The 16,347-nt window shown below is 47.1% G+C and carries 11 protein-coding genes and 2 pseudogenes; 2 read left to right on the plus strand and 11 right to left on the minus strand.

The window, feature by feature from the left end; translation table 11 throughout:
* Positions 1-17: 17 nt before the first annotated feature.
* The 9 genes and pseudogenes from BAMF_RS37065 to BAMF_RS37110 all read right to left on the minus strand — a co-directional run bounded on the left by BAMF_RS37065 (position 18) and on the right by BAMF_RS37110 (position 11,941).
* Positions 18-1,352 (minus strand): nucleotide sugar dehydrogenase, encoded by a 1,335-nt coding sequence (locus BAMF_RS37065; RefSeq protein WP_013353658.1) that lies wholly within the window; start codon positions 1,350-1,352, stop codon positions 18-20.
* A gap of 266 nt (positions 1,353-1,618) precedes the next feature.
* Complete coding sequence (locus BAMF_RS37070) at positions 1,619-2,899, minus strand: M28 family peptidase (protein WP_013353659.1); 1,281 nt, start codon at positions 2,897-2,899, stop codon at positions 1,619-1,621.
* A gap of 164 nt (positions 2,900-3,063) precedes the next feature.
* On the minus strand, positions 3,064-4,356 hold the full coding sequence (gene eno / locus BAMF_RS37075) for a phosphopyruvate hydratase (protein WP_007409956.1): 1,293 nt from the start codon (positions 4,354-4,356) through the stop codon (positions 3,064-3,066).
* 27 nt (positions 4,357-4,383) lie between these two features.
* A complete protein-coding gene (gene gpmI, locus BAMF_RS37080) occupies positions 4,384-5,919 on the minus strand; it encodes a 2,3-bisphosphoglycerate-independent phosphoglycerate mutase (RefSeq protein ID WP_013353660.1) in 1,536 nt (511 codons plus the stop codon).
* Positions 5,912-6,673 carry a triose-phosphate isomerase gene (tpiA, locus tag BAMF_RS37085; RefSeq protein ID WP_013353661.1) on the minus strand — a complete coding sequence of 254 codons (762 nt, stop codon included), beginning with the start codon at positions 6,671-6,673 and terminating at the stop codon, positions 5,912-5,914. Before tpiA ends, gpmI begins: the two co-directional genes overlap by 8 nt.
* Before the next feature lie 25 nt (positions 6,674-6,698).
* Positions 6,699-7,883: a phosphoglycerate kinase gene (locus tag BAMF_RS37090; protein ID WP_013353662.1), complete on the minus strand. Its 1,185-nt coding sequence runs from the start codon at positions 7,881-7,883 to the stop codon at positions 6,699-6,701.
* A gap of 321 nt (positions 7,884-8,204) precedes the next feature.
* Positions 8,205-9,212 (minus strand): type I glyceraldehyde-3-phosphate dehydrogenase, encoded by a 1,008-nt coding sequence (gene gap, locus BAMF_RS37100; RefSeq protein WP_003151611.1) that lies wholly within the window; start codon positions 9,210-9,212, stop codon positions 8,205-8,207.
* 33 nt (positions 9,213-9,245) lie between these two features.
* Entirely contained in the window at positions 9,246-10,280 is a 1,035-nt protein-coding gene (cggR, locus tag BAMF_RS37105) for a gapA transcriptional regulator CggR (RefSeq protein WP_013353663.1), read from the minus strand.
* A gap of 264 nt (positions 10,281-10,544) precedes the next feature.
* Positions 10,545-11,941: pseudogene (locus tag BAMF_RS37110) on the minus strand (sugar porter family MFS transporter).
* Between the two features lie 225 nt (positions 11,942-12,166).
* Between BAMF_RS37110 and BAMF_RS37115 the strand changes: the two are divergent.
* Positions 12,167-13,255, plus strand: coding sequence for a GntR family transcriptional regulator (locus tag BAMF_RS37115; RefSeq protein WP_013353665.1), 1,089 nt, complete (start codon positions 12,167-12,169; stop codon positions 13,253-13,255).
* A gap of 34 nt (positions 13,256-13,289) precedes the next feature.
* On the opposite strand, the gene BAMF_RS37120 is transcribed toward BAMF_RS37115, so the two are convergent.
* Together BAMF_RS37120 and BAMF_RS37125 are read right to left on the minus strand one after the other, a co-directional pair.
* A complete protein-coding gene (locus BAMF_RS37120) occupies positions 13,290-14,297 on the minus strand; it encodes an LLM class flavin-dependent oxidoreductase (RefSeq protein WP_013353666.1) in 1,008 nt (335 codons plus the stop codon).
* Positions 14,298-14,410: 113 nt separating this feature from the next.
* A pseudogene (locus BAMF_RS37125) lies at positions 14,411-15,303 on the minus strand (LysR family transcriptional regulator).
* A 97-nt stretch (positions 15,304-15,400) separates the two neighbouring features.
* On the opposite strand from BAMF_RS37125, the gene BAMF_RS37130 reads away from it, so the two are divergent.
* The gene (locus BAMF_RS37130; RefSeq protein WP_013353668.1) at positions 15,401-16,318 is read left to right on the plus strand and encodes a DMT family transporter; all 918 of its coding nucleotides are present in this window, start codon (positions 15,401-15,403) and stop codon (positions 16,316-16,318) included.
* Positions 16,319-16,347 lie beyond the last annotated feature (29 nt).

Here is a 16,347-nt window from a genome sequence, read left to right on the forward strand (position 1 = left end):
CTAATGACCGTTCACTCCTATAAAGTGACAACTCTGCAATTGTCGGCTGATTTTTCCCTGCATACATTTCTTGTGTCAAAGATAATCGGTGAGGCATCCTTCAAAATACTGTAGTCAATCACATCGTGGTCTGTATGAATGATGATGACGTCGTATTGATTGATTTGTTCTTTTGTGAAAGGGACAGATTGTTTGCGGCTTCCGTCATTCAAGCTGATCTTGCTGATAAACGGATCATGATAATCAATCGTGCATCCCTTGCCCATCAATTCTTCCATTATCGTAAACACTGAGGATTCACGCGGATCATTTGTATTTTTTTTATAGGCGGCTCCTATTATTAAAATGCTGCATTTGTCTTTGCCCGCCAGTTTCAGGGCATAGTCAGAGACAGAAATCGGCATGTTAGAATTGATTTCGTCTGCCAGATCAATTAATTTTGTCTGCAGCCCTTTTTCATTCGCAATCCATTTGAAGTAAAAAGGATCAATCGGGATACAATGGCCTCCGACCCCGGGGCCCGGGATAAATTTTTGAAAGCCGAACGGCTTCGTGTCCGCCGCGCAGATGACTTCCCATATATCAATGTCGAGTTCACGGCAATTAAGCGCCATTTCATTGATGAGAGCTATATTGACATAACGATAGGTATTCTCTAGGAGTTTAGCTGTTTCAGCTACTTCGGGTGAGGTGACCGGGTGAATGCTGGTAACGATGGTGCTGTAAAACGCTGAGGCGAGTTCTGTGCAAGTCTGTGTAATCCCGCCGACTACTTTAGGAATATCTGATACTTCATATTGACTGTTGCCCGGATCGATTCTTTCCGGTGAATAAGCCGTAAAAAAGTCTGTTCCTATTTCCATGCGGCGGCTTGATGCCATTCTTTCGGCAATCTTTTTTTTCGTTGTTCCAGGGTAGGTGGTGCTTTCTAAAATTAAAAGCTGATGCTGTCGTCCATAAGCGATCATGCTGTCAACTGCACTGTCGATGTAGGATAAATCGGGGATCTTGTCTTTTTTGTCCAGGGGTGTCGGCACACATATCACAATGATGTCACATTTTTGGATAAGCGACATGTCGGCACTGACTTGAAATCGTTTTGTTTGTAAAGCAGAGTTCAGTCTGTCGTCCTCTATATCTTGAATATGGCTGCTTCCGGCGGCTAACAAGGAAACCTTTTCACTGTTTTTGTCGAATCCGATAACATTGTATCCTTTATCAACACATTCCAGTGCAAGAGGAAATCCCACATATCCCATGCCTAACACGCCTACAATCGCCTGCTTCGTTTCAATCAGATGTAACAGCCGTTTTTGACCAAGGTTGCTGGCTTCTTTTGTGACAGTATTCATTTTTCGCCCCCTAATAGATAGAAAAGAGTATTATTTTTTACAATTTAATACAAATATCGATCGATATCGCAATTATAACAAAAGTTAAAATTTGTTGAATGGGTTTTACATCCTTTTATAAATTAAGTATTATATATTTATTTTTCCTTTATTCATAAAATAAAATCCTATTAAATGGTACATATTTGGTAACAAGTGAGAAAATCTCCCCTAATTGAGAGAATATACAGAAAACAATATAAAAAAACAGGCCGCAGCCTGTTTTTTTATTCTTTCACAGCCTCAGTTACAGCTCCGGTAACGAGTGCTCCCGCTTTCTCTAATCGTTCTTTGCTGATATGTTTCATATTATCATTCTCGGTGTGATACCAGGGCCCCGGCTCATGTGTATCGGGGCTGAGCCAAATCCAGTTAGCCGACGGAATTCCCGCTTCATAAAAAGAGACGTGGTCTGAGTAACCGAGCTGAATCAGGCTTGGCTTGACCAGCCGGGATTGTTCAGCGGCTTTTTCAGCATACCGGACACTCGGATTTTCCCTGCCGTCAGGAGTGGTGACACACATTTGGCTCGCTTCTTTCCAGTCAGTCGCAATCATATCGGCATTAAAATTGGCCTGGCTGTGCTTTCTTTCATCTTTCGTAAGTGTACTGACGTAATAAGATGAACCCGCAGACCATAATTCTTCTGCACCGAACAGGATAAAGCGGATTTCTTTATCTTTCGGTATGTGTGTAAACTGCTTGCTTATTTCCAGAACGGCAGATGTGCCTGAGGCGTTATCGTCCGCTCCGGGCGCTCCTTTTACGCTGTCATAATGCGCTGTGACATAAATAATATCAGCATCAGAAGGGTTGGCCTGTGCCGCTTTGCGAGTTCCTATGATATTTTGTGAGGTACGGTTTTTATAATTCTTAAATTGAATGACTGCCTGCTTTTCCCGCAGCAATGCTTCACCGTCTTCTTTTTTCATACCGGCCGCCGGTATTGTTATTCCTTTCCCGCTATGCGGGCGGACAGCAAGCGGTTTTGTTGCCTGATTATAAATAATAACTGCATTGGCTCCCGCTTGTTCGGCATGTTTTATCTTTTGCGAAATGGGGATCTTCCCCTCACGGATTACTGCAATCTTTCCTTTTGCTCCCGTTACGTCATCGCGTAATCCGAGGCCGCCGTCAAAGATCGCGCCCTCTATTCTCAGCTCTTTTTCAACAGCAGATTGATCAGCGGAGCGAAGCGGGAATTCATGCTCTCCTGCTGTGACTGAACCTGAAAAATACTTTTTCAATTGAAATGTCTGTACTTGGACAGCGGCGCCTTGAGCCCTCAGGCGATTCGATATGTATTCAGCCGCTTCCTTTTCTTTCGCAGTTCCCGTTTCCCTCGGCCCGATGGTTTCACTCAGAGCATGCATGGTGTCCAATGCCTCGTCAGTATCAAAAACCGGCGCCTTCACTGTTGAATGAGCATGGGTTTCGGACAGCGGTCCGGCAGACGCGCCCCATATAACACTTGCTGCCACCGCAGCTGATATAAATGAAAATTTCATCAAAATCCCTCCTCTTATTACACCTCTTCCTTTCGATTGATGGACAATGATTCCTTTAAAAAGGAAAAAAATGAATATTATTAACCAAATGAAAATGATGAAAAAGGAGGGAAAAGTCCGAAGGCATAAAAAAAGCCGGGAGAATATCTCCCGGCATTCTTTCATTACTTATTCAAGTTATAGAAAGAGTTGATACCGTGGTATTGAGCAGTTTCAGCCAACTGATCTTCGATGCGAAGAAGCTGGTTGTATTTCGCAACACGGTCCGTACGTGACGGAGCACCTGTTTTGATTTGTCCTGCGTTTGTTGCCACAGCGATGTCAGCGATTGTGCTGTCTTCAGTTTCACCAGAACGGTGAGAGATAACGGCAGTGTAGCCCGCGCGTTTCGCCATTTCGATCGCATCGAATGTTTCAGTCAATGTACCGATTTGGTTTACTTTGATCAGGATAGAGTTGCCTACGCCGTTTTTGATACCTTCAGCAAGCTTTTTCGTGTTTGTAACGAAAAGGTCGTCACCGACAAGCTGAACTTTTTTGCCAAGACGCTCTGTAAGAAGTTTATGTCCTTCCCAGTCGTTTTCGTCAAGTCCGTCTTCGATAGAGATGATTGGGTATTTAGAAACCATTTCTTCATACCAGTCAACCATTTCAGCAGATGTTTTCACAACGCCTTCGCCAGACAGATGGTATTTGCCGTCTTCTTTGTTGTAGAACTCAGAAGATGCAGCATCCATAGCAAGTTTCACTTCTTCGCCAGGTTTGAAGCCGGCTTTTTCGATTGCTTCAACGATTGTTTGAAGCGCTTCTTCGTTAGAACCAAGGTTCGGAGCGAATCCGCCTTCGTCACCTACAGCTGTGTTCATTCCTTTAGCAGAAAGAACTGATTTCAGGCTGTGGAAGATTTGAGCGCCCATGCGAAGCGCTTCACGGAAGTTAGGCGCGCCTACAGGCATAATCATGAATTCTTGAATGTCTACGTTGTTGTCAGCATGCTCTCCGCCGTTTACGATGTTCATCATCGGTACAGGAAGCGTTTTTGAGTTGAAGCCTCCAAGGTACTGATAAAGAGGAATCTGTAAGAAATCAGCAGCAGCGCGCGCACAAGCCATAGATACGCCAAGGATTGCGTTCGCACCGAGTTTGCCTTTGTTTTCAGTTCCGTCAAGCTCGATCAAAAGCTGATCGATTGCGTTTTGTTCTGTTACGTCAAAGCCGAGAAGCTCTGGAGAAATGATTTCGTTTACGTTGTTAACAGCAGTTAACACGCCTTTTCCAAGGTAACGGTCTTTGTCGCCGTCACGAAGCTCAACCGCTTCGTATTCACCTGTAGAAGCTCCGCTTGGCACTAATGCGCGGCCAAAAGCTCCTGTTTCTGTATATACTTCAACTTCAACTGTCGGGTTGCCGCGGGAGTCAAGGACTTCGCGTGCATAAACATCAACAATGTATGGCATGAGTTTGTCTCTCCTTTTGATTTACGCTTATTTTTGAATTAAAGATGTTCCGGTCATTTCTTTCGGTTTTTCAACACCGAGAAGGTCTAATAACGTTGGTGCGAGGTCGCCTAGGATTCCGCCTTCGCGCAGCGTCACGCCTTCTTTCGTCACAATGACAGGGACTGGGTTTGTCGTATGGGCAGTGTGCGGTTCGCCTGTTTCTGTAATCAGAATGTCTGCATTACCGTGATCAGCGGTAATGATGGCGTGGCCGCCTTTAGCGATGATGGCGTCAACCACTTCGCCTAAGCATTCGTCCACTGCTTCAATTGCTTTAATTGTCGGTTCGACCATTCCGGAGTGGCCGACCATGTCAGGGTTTGCAAAGTTCAGGATGATCGCGTCGTGCTTGTCAGCCGCGATTTCTTTTACAAGAGCATCCTTCACTTCATACGCGCTCATTTCAGGCTTCAGGTCATATGTTGCGACCTTCGGCGAGTTAATGAGGATGCGCTCTTCGCCCGGGAATTCTTCTTCGCGGCCGCCGCTCATAAAGAACGTAACGTGCGGATACTTTTCAGTTTCCGCAATGCGAAGCTGTTTTAACCCGTGCTGTGCTAATACTTCACCGACCGTATTATCAAGGTTTACCGGTTTAAAAGCCACATATCCGTCAACAGATTCACTGAAGTGAGTCAGGCAGACGAAATGCAGGTTTTTCGGATGATTTTCACCGCGGTCGAAATCGCGGAAATCTTTGTTGGTAAACGTGTTCGAAATCTGGATGGCGCGGTCAGGTCTGAAATTATAGAAAATTACAGAATCGCCGTCATGAATTTTCGCAACAGGTTCGCCGTTTTCTTTTGTGATGACGGACGGAATGACGAATTCATCATGAATGCCGTTCGCATAAGAATCGTCCACTACATCCATTGCGCTCTTGTAAGACGGGCCTTCGCCGTAAGCCATTGCGCGGTACGCTTTTTCCACACGGTCCCAGCGTTTGTCGCGGTCCATGGAGTAGTAGCGTCCGGAAATGCTGGCGATTTCGCCGACACCGATTTCTTCGATTTGCTCATTCAGCTGCTGAATGTAAGTTTTCGCTGTTTGCGGACCTACATCGCGGCCGTCGAGGAAACCGTGAATATACACCTTCGTCAGCCCTTCACTTTTCGCAAGCTTCAGCAGCGCGAATAAATGATTGATATGACTGTGTACGCCTCCGTCAGAAAGAAGACCGAACAGGTGCAGCGCTTTGTCGTTGTCCTTCGCGTTTTTGATGGCGTCAAGGAACGTTTGATTGCGTTCGAATTCACCTTCGCGGATGGCAACGTTCACGCGTGTTAAGCTTTGGTACACAATACGTCCGGCGCCGATATTCAAATGTCCGACTTCAGAGTTCCCCATCTGTCCTTCAGGCAGTCCGACTGCTTCGCCTGATGCCGTCAGCGTCTGATGAGGGTATTGGTTCCAATAACGGTCGAAATTCGGTTTTTTCGCTTGTGCGACTGCGTTTCCGACTGTTTCATTGCGTAATCCGAACCCATCAAGAATGATGAGTGCAGCTGGTTTTTTACTCATATTGACCTTCCTCCAATAATTGAACGAATGACTGCGGTTCAAGGCTTGCGCCGCCGACCAAAGCACCGTCAATATCGGACTCTGCCATATATTCTTTAATATTTGCAGGTTTTACGCTGCCGCCGTATTGAATGCGGAGCTTGTCAGCAGCTTCTTGGCTGAAGCTTTCAGCAACAACTTTGCGGATATGCGCGCAGACGTCGTTTGCATCTTTCGCTGTAGAAGATTTGCCTGTTCCGATTGCCCAGATTGGCTCGTACGCAATAACGGAAGCTGCAACTTGCTCTTCAGAAAGACCCGCAAGACCTTTTTTCACTTGATCGGCAACAAGATCATTTGTTTTTCCGGCTTCGCGCTCTTCAAGCGTTTCACCTACGCAAATGATCGGCACAATGCCGTGTTTGAAAGCGGCATGCGCTTTTTTGTTAACTGTTTCATCAGTTTCAGCGAACATTTCACGGCGCTCAGAGTGGCCGATGACGCAGTAATCCACGCCAAGGTCTTTCAGAGCGACCGGGCTGATTTCGCCTGTGAACGCACCGTTTTCTTCAAAATGCATGTTTTGGGCGCCGACTTTTAAGTCAGTTCCTTTAACAGCAGAAGTCAGCTTTTCTAAGAAAAGAGCTGGTGCGCAAACAACGGCTTCCGCTTTGTCTGCTGCTGGAATGGAATTTTTCACTTCTTCAACGAAGCTGACAGCCTCGCCGAGAGTTTTGTTCATTTTCCAGTTACCGGCTATAATTGGTTTTCTCATCTGTTCCACTTCCTTATAGCAGTTTTTATTTATCGTTCAGTGCAGCTACACCAGGAAGCTCTTTGCCTTCCATGAATTCAAGAGATGCGCCGCCGCCTGTAGAGATATGGCTCATTTTATCAGCAAGGCCGAATTTTTCAACGGCTGCCGCAGAGTCTCCTCCGCCGATGACAGAGTATGTATCTTTCGCCTCTGCCAATGCTTCCGCAACCGCTTTTGTTCCTTGAGCGAACAAGTCGATTTCGAATACGCCCATCGGTCCGTTCCACACGACAAGTTTGCTGTTTTTGATAACGTCAGCATACGTTTCGCGTGTTTTCGTACCAATGTCGATTGCTTCTAAATCACTAGGGATTTCAGAGATCGGCACCATTTTCACGTTTGCATCGTTAGAGAAATCGTCTGCAACGAGCACATCTTCAGGCATATAGAATTTCACGCCTTTTTCTTTCGCGCGGTCCATGAATGATTTTGCAAGCTCGATTTTATCTTCTTCAAGCAAAGATTTACCGATTTCGTATCCAAGGGCTTTTACGAATGTGTAAGCAAGACCTCCGCCGATAATCAGGTTGTCCACTTTATCAAGCAGACTTTCGATTACGCCGATTTTGTCTTTTACTTTCGCTCCGCCGATGATCGCCGTAAACGGGCGCTCAGGATTTGTCACGGCTTTGCCGAGAACGTCAAGCTCTTTTTCCATCAGGAATCCTGCAACCGCCGGCAGATGCTCGGCAATTCCGGCTGTAGATGCGTGAGCACGGTGGGCAGCACCGAATGCGTCATTGACATATACATCCGCAAGCTCAGCAAATGCTTTTGCAAGCTCAGGATCATTTTTCTCTTCACCAGGGTAGAAACGTACGTTTTCCAATACAAGAACGTCTCCGTCCTTCATATCGGAAATTTGTGCTTTTACAGCATCTCCGTAAGCTTCATCCGCTTTTTTCACTTCTTTGCCAAGCAGTTCGCCTAAGCGCGCAGCGACAGGAGTTAAACGAAGCTCCTCAACCACTTCACCTTTCGGGCGGCCTAGGTGGCTCGCAAGAAGGACTTTCGCGCCTTGGTCTGCAAGGTGTTTGATTGTTGGAAGCGCAGCGCGGATACGAGTATCGTCTGTTACTTCCCCGTCTTTCATTGGAACGTTAAAGTCAACGCGGCAGAATACGACTTTGCCTTTTACGTCGATGTCTTTTACTGTTTTCTTATTCATGCCTTAGGAGATCCTCCTTCAAAATGGTTTGCATAGCACGAAAAACGTGAAACGTGAAACCGCCTCATGATGCTTCCGCCGCGGGGCAGATTGCAGCTTCTCGGCACGGGGCAGATCGTCTTCTGAGCCAGGGCAGGCGGCCCCGAAAACGAAAGTGCCGCGGAAACTGCAAAACGCGGACGTTCTGCAGCAATCCGGCGCTTTCTGAAAGCCGGTCCTCATGGAAAAAGGGAAAGGGAGTCCGTCCCCTTCCCTTGTCCGCTTTCATTATAGCGTTTCTGTCCGAAAGAACCAAGTCCGGCCCTTTCCGGGAGCTATGAATTAAAGACCTTGTTTTGCGATGTAAGCTGCAAGGTCAACAACGCGGTTAGAATAGCCGCTTTCGTTATCGTACCAAGAGATTACTTTTACCATGCTGCCTTCCATAACCATTGTAGAAAGAGCATCGATTGTAGAAGAGTTAGCATTGCCGTTGTAGTCTCCGGATACTAATGGCTCTTCGCTGTAGCCAAGGATTCCTTTAAGGTCGCCTTCAGCCGCTTCTTTAAGAGCTGCGTTTACGTCTTCAGCCGTTACGTCTTTGTTCAGTTCAGCAACTAAGTCAACAAGAGAAACGTTTGGAGTCGGCACACGCATAGCTCCGCCGTTCAGTTTGCCTTTCAGTTCAGGAAGAACGAGGGAAACTGCTTTAGCAGCACCAGTTGATGTAGGAATGATGTTTTCAGCTGCTGCACGCGCACGACGGTAGTCTTTGTGCGGAAGATCAAGAATTTGCTGATCGTTTGTGTAAGAGTGAACAGTTGTCATCATACCGCGTTTGATGCCGAATTTGTCGTTAAGTACTTTTGCAAACGGCGCAAGGCAGTTTGTTGTGCAAGATGCGTTAGAGATAACATGGTGGTTAGCCGCATCGTATTTGTCTTCGTTAACACCCATAACGATTGTGATATCTTCTTCGTTAGCAGGTGCAGAGATGATAACTTTTTTCGCGCCAGCTTCTAAATGTTTCGCAGCGTCTGCGCGTTTTGTGAAGAAACCAGTAGATTCAACTACGATTTCAACGCCTTGTTTGCCCCAGCTGAGTTTCGCAGGATCGCGCTCAGCAGAAACTTCGATTGTTTTGCCGTTAACAACAAGGTTGCTGCCGTCAACTTTAACTTCTGCGTCTAATTTTCCGTGTACGGAATCATATTGTAAAAGATGAGCAAGCATGTTAGCGTCTGTTAAATCGTTAACCGCTACTACCTCAACTTCAGGATTGTTTAATGCTGCGCGGAATACGTTACGTCCAATACGACCAAAACCGTTAATACCGACTTTTACTGCCATGATTGTTTCCTCCTTTAAATAAGTGAGAGATATTTATATTGAGGGACTTTTATCCCTTAATAACTTCTTTGCGGCTCCTTCGTCCGTGACGAGAACCGTGTTTCGCTGCTTTTTAAAATAAGCTTCAATTGCTTCTGCTTTTGATGATCCGCCCGCTACTGCGATAATGTCGGGAATGGCGCCGAGATCATCGAGCTGCATTCCGACTGAATGCACTTTGTGAACGACTTCTCCGTCCGCATTAAAGTAGTAGCCGAATGCCTCTGTCACCGCATGATTGTCATCTATTTTCTTCAAATCTTCCAAAGGCGTGTTTCTTCGTTCCGCCATTGTTCTAGCTTCGCCGATTCCGTGAACGAGCATACTCGCTGATTTAATCGTGTGAAGCACCTCTTTTACGGAAGGCTCTTCAATAATAGATGAGTAGGCGCCTTGTGACAGCTGTCCGGGAACAAACAAAAGCCGGTAAGTGCCTGAAGCTTTTTCCGCCATATGCGCGCATATGGTGTTCGCCTGATTTTTGACGTTTTCACCTAAACCGCCTCTTGCAGGCACAAACAGGAGCTCGCGGTTTTTTGAATCCGGCGTCATCATATCGGCGACAGCTTCAATTGTCGTACCGCCGGTTACAGCGACGATATTTTTGCCTGAAAATCTCTTTTTCATACATGCGACGGCCGCTCTCCCTAATTCTTTTTTGACCCAAGGAGATTGGTCGCTGTCTCCGGAAACGATAATGGCGTCTTTCAGATTAAGACGTTCCTTTAATGTCTTTTCCAAAAGCGTCAATCCTAAAACATCCTTCATCGTATCTTCCAGAATCGAAAGCAGTGAATAGCCCTCTTCCGTCAGTGTCATGCCGTTTGTTTTTATATCGATGAGATTCTGTTCTTTCAAAAACTGAACCTCGCTTCTGAGAACGCGCTCGGTCAATCCGAGACTGGCTGCAAGGCTTCTGCGGCCGATCGGTTCAGTAAGCCTGATATACTGCAAGATTTCAAATCTTTTCTGCATCACAAGCAAAAGATCAGGCAATAATTTTTTTTGAGCTTGTATTAACTGGTTCATGACTCAAACGTTCCTTCCTATTCATACTGGACAGAAAATGTCCCGCTATGACAAAAAACGTCCCATCATAGCCAAAAAAAATTATGTCTGCTTTCTTTAATTATTTTAACAGGCTGACATTGTTAATTCAACTGTTAAAGGTCAATTCCTCGACATTCTTCGCAACATTTACCAGTATCTCCTTGATACAGTCATTATATACAGAAACGGAATGAAGGTGACAGACAAAAGCCCGCCGGAGCGGGATTTTGTCGTAAAACGCTTTCATTTTATCCAGAGCTTTTCTATTTCTTCTAATGATTTATTTTTCGTCTCAGGGCAGATCGTCACGACGAACAAGAAACAGAGAATATTAATGACGGCGAATATCCAGAAGGTGTACGCAAGACCCAGCCCGCTGATCATCATCGGCACAAACTGGCCGATCGCCCAATTCGCCCCCCATAAGAATATTGTTGCAATACCGGCGAGGCGCGTGCACGGAGGTGATTCGGGAAGATTTCTGAAATCATGATCCACGTAATCGGCCCGACTGAAACGCAGAAAGCGGCGACGAATCCCAATATAATGACGACTAAAGCCGGACCGCTTGCCAGCTGAAAATAAAAGGATGCCCCGATTAAGATCATGAACAGCGCCATAAAGGCTGATCCGACCCCCATCAGCTTTTTCCGGCCAACTTTATCGACTAAAAGAACCGCGATAATGGTGAAAATCACTTCGACGACACCGACGATGCATGTCGTGACAAACCCCGCATTCTGCCCGAAGCCCATCATTTTGAAGATTTCCGGCCCGTAATACGTAATCGCGTTCATGCCGATGACCTGATTGAACAGAGCCAGCAGAATCCCGATCACAAGCGCTTTTCTCAGCCCCGGTTTAAACAGCTGAGACAACGAACCCATTTTTTCTAATTGTAAAGACGTTTCGATTTGTTTGATTTCTTCTTTCGCGGTCTGCTCGCCGTTAATGCGCGTCAGCACGGCGAGAGCTTCATTCCTGCGCCCCGCTTTTGCAAGCCAGCGCGGACTTTCCGGCACGATAAGCAGCACGATAAAAAAGATGACAGACGGAATCATGCCGTAAGCGAGCATCCACCGCCAGCCGGTGTGCACCCCCCATTCATATGAGCCGGACTGCTGGACGGCGAGGTTAATAAAATAAGTGCCGGAGATCCCTAATATCGTAAACAGCTGATACAGTGAGGACAGACTGCCGCGTATGGCCGGAGGAGCGGCTTCGGTAATATAGGTGACAGAAAGCGAGGAGCCCATTCCGATCTCCAGACCGCCGATGACTCTGGCGATAATTAAGGAAGACACACTTTGAGAAAGCGCAGAGACAACCGCTGACACCGCAAACAAAAGGGCCGCTGCCATCAGAACCTTTCTCCGTCCGAAACGGTCACTCAAAAATCCGGAAATACCGACGCCGAAAACACCGCCGATCATAATGCTTGAAATCACGAGTCCTTCCATAAAAGGACTTAAACGGTACAAGTCTTTCAGAAAACCGATGGCGCCGGAAATAACCGCCGTGTCATAACCGTACAAAAGCCCTCCCAGTCCGGCCGCGCATGAGATAAGAATGACAAACCACTTCGAATGCTCCCGAGTGACAGGTACATTTGAGCCAATTGGTGCCGGGTGATTCTTCATGAATTTTTACCCTCCCGCGAATAATAGAATAAAAACGCTTACAAATCAGAGCACTATTACATTTGTACGTACTTATAAAGAATTTTATCTAAAAATAAGGAAAATTAGTACGTACAAATAAAGAATAAGCAGTTTTTCAGAATCTGTCAATTGTTTTTACGACTTGATGAAAGGGCTTACTATGTTATACTGGAATTTGTCCGTATACATTTTGGAGGAATTGATATGCTACCGAAATATGCTCAAGTAAAAGAAGAAATTTGTTCATGGCTGAATCAAGGGAAAATACAGCCTGACCAAAAGCTGCCTACGGAAAATGAGCTGATGCAGCAGTTCGGCGTCAGCCGCCATACCATCAGAAAAGCGATCGGGGATTTGGTCTCGCAGGGGCTGCTGTACAGCGTTCAGGGCGGAGGCACCTTTGTCGCTTCACGCACGGCGAAATCAGCCATGCATTCAAACAAAACGATCGGCGTCATTACAACGTACATATCAGACTATATTTTCCCGAGCATCATCAGAGGAATCGAATCTTATTTAAGCGAACAAGGCTATTCCATGCTGCTGACGAGCACCAACAACAATACAGAAAGTGAACGACGCGGCCTTGAAAACCTGCTGTCTAAAAATATAGACGGGCTGATTGTCGAGCCTACGAAAAGCGCGCTGCAGACGCCCAACATCGGCTATTATCTCAATCTGGAGAAAAACGGCATTCCGTTTGCCATGATTAACGCTTCTTATGCGGAGCTGGCCGCACCGAGCTTTTCCGTCAATGATGTCAAAGGCGGCATGATGGCTTGCGAATACGTCATGTCCCTCGGCCACACGCACATTATGGGAATTTTTAAAGCGGATGACACGCAGGGCGTCAAACGGATGAACGGCTATCTGCAGGCGCATCGGGAGCGCGGGATCTTCCCGTCTCCGGACATGATCGTAACTTACACGACTGAGGAAAAAGAAACCGTGCTTCTCCAAAAGATTAAGGATACCCTTGAGCAAAACAGCGGATCATACCCGACGGCCATTCTTTGTTATAATGATGAAATTGCGCTGAAGACAATTAATCTTCTCAGAGAATTCAGCTTAAAGGTGCCTGATGACGTGTCAGTCATGGGCTATGATGATTCACATTTCGCCCAGATTTCCGAGGTGAAGCTCACCTCTGTCAAGCACCCGAAATCCATTATGGGGAAAGCGGCGGCAAAATACGTCATCGACTGCTTAGAACATAAAAAACCGAAGCAAGATGACGTCGTGTATGAACCGGAACTCGTCATCCGGAATTCCGTCAGGCGGATCGGCGAATGAAAAAAGCAATGTGCACGGCACATTGCTTTTTTGCTCAGCTGTTTTTTAATTCAGCAATAATTTCAAACGACCGCATTCTGTCGGCATGCTCAAAGCTTTCAGAATTCACCATGATTTCATCCGCCTGTGTTGTCCGGATGAAGCTTTCCAGCTTTTCCTTCACACGATCAGGTCCGCCGACGATCGTTGAACTGAGCTGTTCATTGACCATCGCTTTTTCATACGGCGACCAGATTTGATCCATGTCTTCAACAGGAGGTTTCAGCTGATTCGGTGTACCGCGTACGAGGTCTAAAAATCTTTGATAATGCGATGTCGCCAGATGCTCCGCCTTTTCATCCGTATCCGCGGCAATGACGGTGACGCCGACCATCGCGTACGGTTTATCCAGTACGTCTGACGGGCGGAAGGAGCTTCGGTACATCTCAAGGGCGGGCACGGTGTTTTTCGGTGAGAAGTGAGCCGCAAAGGCGAACGGAAGCCCGAGCTCACCCGCAAGACGCGCGCTGAAGCCGCTTGAGCCCAAAAGCCAGATCGGCACGTCCAGCCCTTCGCCTGGAATGGCGCGGACTTGATTACGCACATTGCCTGACGGTTTAAAGTAATTTCTCAATTCTTCAAGCTGCTCCGGAAAATCTTCTCCGCTGTTTATATTTCTTCTTAAAGCTCTCGCCGTTAATTGGTCGGTTCCCGGAGCGCGTCCGAGCCCGAGGTCAATCCGCCCCGGATATAACGTTTCAAGGGTTCCGAATTGCTCCGCGATCACAAGCGACGAGTGGTTCGGCAGCATAATGCCGCCTGAACCGACGCGGATTTTTTTCGTGCCGCCGGCAATGTGGCCGATCAGCACTGACGTTGCCGAGCTGGCAACTCCTTCTATATTATGATGCTCCGCCAGCCAGTAGCGGTTATAGCCCCACTCCTCGGCGCGGCGCGCTAAATCCATGCTGTTGCGGAACGATTCAGCAACCGTTCCCCCCTGTACGACCGGCGATAAATTCAATACGGAAAACGCAGTATCTTTCAATGTATGTTCAGCCATCGTTTTCTCCTTTATGGTTTAGTGTAAGCAGATCTTAAACAAGGTCTCTACCACACACCTTACCACAGCTTTTCCCGTGAGTTAAACAATTTGATTCGATGATCTTCGAACAATCAGTCAGCGGCGGTTTTCTTACGGATGAACAGCTCCTCGGCAATTTCAATAAAAAGCTTGGCGGCAAGTGAGGCGTCTTTTATAGAAGGAACCGCCAGCTGCACCTCCCTGAATACATCCGGGGTAAACTCTTTAATCACCACTTCTTCCGGAAGAGGATTGCCGGCCATAGACATTTCCGATAAGATTGCCATGCCTAACCCCTCCCGCACCATATTAATGGATGTGCTGACATTAAAAACGGTAAAGGCGCGCAAAGTTCGGCACCGGCTTGTTTAAACAAACCGGAAAAAGGGGACGTGTAACCGCCGTCGCAGACCACCATCGGTTCGCCGTCCAGATCCTTTATTGTTACGGTTGAGCGTGCGGCGAGAGGGTGATCCCTATGCATAACCGCTGCCATTTTGTCTTTTTTCAACAGGAAATAATCCATATCCTCTGTCGGAAAAAGCAAAATGCCCGCATCAATCATCCGGGATTGCAGCCACTCCTTCACTTCGTCCGCCGTTCCTTCATGCAGCACCAGTTCAAGCTTCGGATACCGTTTTTTAAACACGCTGATCAGCTTTGGAATGAAATAAGCGGAAGCGGCCGGAAATGTGCCGATGTGAATCGTTCCCTGTTCAAGCCCTCTTTCCGCGGCCGCCAGCTGCTCCGCTTTTTCTATGCCTTTGAGCACCTCTCTGATATGTACGAGAATTTTTTTGCCCGTGTCCGTGAGCCTTAAGCCGTTGCGGCGTTCCCGGATGATCAGCTTGATGCCGAGCTCCGTCTCAAGCGCCGAGATGGCATGACTGACGGCGGGCTGCGTCATATTCAGCGCCTGCCCTGCTTTTGTAAAACTTCCCGTTTCAGCAATTTGAACAAAAACCCGCAGTTGTGTAATCGTCATAACGTTTTACTTATGCTCCTTATAAAAAAGATTCATTTTATTTATCTTACTGATTACCGTATCATATGATGGAATTGTTCTACAAGGAGTGAACGACGTGAAACAGCTTTCGAGAATACAGACGGCTCTCATGCTGGCGTTTTTAGTCACGGTATGGGGGATTAACTGGCCGCTGACAAAGGCAGCGCTCGCCTATTCGCCGCCCCTTCTGTTTGCCGGAATCCGCACGCTGATCGGCGGACTGCTGCTGTTAATGGTTGCGGTGCCCCGTTTTAAAAAGCTGCGTTTTAAAGAAACGTGGCCGATCTATCTTATTTCTGCTATTTTAAATATCACTTTATTTTACGGCCTGCAAACGGTCGGCTTGAACTACCTGCCCGCCGGCTTATTTTCAGCCATTGTGTTTTTCCAGCCGGTCTTAATGGGCGTTTTTTCTTGGCTGTGGCTCGGGGAACCGATGTTTCCTTTGAAAATAGCCGGTCTTATTCTGGGCTTCGCCGGTGTCGCCGTCATCAGCGCAGCCGGTTTCGGAGGCCATATTTCCATCGCCGGCATTCTTCTGGCATTAGGCTCTGCGGTCAGCTGGGCGCTCGGCACGGTATTTATGAAAAGAACGGGAGGACGCGTGGATTCCATCTGGATGGTCGCTCTTCAGCTTCTGATCGGCGGCGGGCTGCTTGTCAGCTCAGGCAGTTTTTCGGAAAGCTTTTCAGCGATTCAATGGAAAGCTCCGTTCATTCTCAGCCTTCTATTTATTTCGGTATTTGTCATCGCGCTCGGCTGGCTCGTCTTTTTTACGCTTGTCGGTTCAGGGGAAGCAAGCAAGGTTGCCTCTTACACCTTCCTGATCCCGCTCATTTCCATTGTCGTCAGCTCGATTTTCCTGCATGAGCCGCTGACCGTCAGCCTTTTGGCCGGACTGCTTCTGATCGTCACAAGCATCTGTTTTGTGAATATAACACCGAAGAAACTGAAAACACCTGCTTTGGCCGCAGAAAAAAAGGCCGTTCATTAAAAAAACTCTTGCCGCGGGGCAAGAGTTTT

Source organism: Bacillus amyloliquefaciens DSM 7 = ATCC 23350 (genome assembly GCF_000196735.1).
In the GTDB taxonomy this organism is placed as follows: domain Bacteria; phylum Bacillota; class Bacilli; order Bacillales; family Bacillaceae; genus Bacillus; species Bacillus amyloliquefaciens.

Excerpts from the sequence above, each read along its gene's own strand:
- BAMF_RS37065 (WP_013353658.1), bottom strand. The coding sequence starts at position 1,352 with ATGAATACTGTCACAAAAGAAGCCAGCAACCTTGGTCAAAAACGGCTG.
- BAMF_RS37070 (WP_013353659.1), bottom strand. The coding sequence starts at position 2,899 with ATGAAATTTTCATTTATATCAGCTGCGGTGGCAGCAAGTGTTATATGG.
- eno (WP_007409956.1), bottom strand. The coding sequence starts at position 4,356 with ATGCCATACATTGTTGATGTTTATGCACGCGAAGTCCTTGACTCCCGC.
- gpmI (WP_013353660.1), bottom strand. The coding sequence starts at position 5,919 with ATGAGTAAAAAACCAGCTGCACTCATCATTCTTGATGGGTTCGGATTA.
- tpiA (WP_013353661.1), bottom strand. The coding sequence starts at position 6,673 with ATGAGAAAACCAATTATAGCCGGTAACTGGAAAATGAACAAAACTCTC.
- BAMF_RS37090 (WP_013353662.1), bottom strand. The coding sequence starts at position 7,883 with ATGAATAAGAAAACAGTAAAAGACATCGACGTAAAAGGCAAAGTCGTA.
- gap (WP_003151611.1), bottom strand. The coding sequence starts at position 9,212 with ATGGCAGTAAAAGTCGGTATTAACGGTTTTGGTCGTATTGGACGTAAC.
- cggR (WP_013353663.1), bottom strand. The coding sequence starts at position 10,280 with ATGAACCAGTTAATACAAGCTCAAAAAAAATTATTGCCTGATCTTTTG.
- BAMF_RS37115 (WP_013353665.1), top strand. The coding sequence starts at position 12,167 with ATGCTACCGAAATATGCTCAAGTAAAAGAAGAAATTTGTTCATGGCTG.
- BAMF_RS37120 (WP_013353666.1), bottom strand. The coding sequence starts at position 14,297 with ATGGCTGAACATACATTGAAAGATACTGCGTTTTCCGTATTGAATTTA.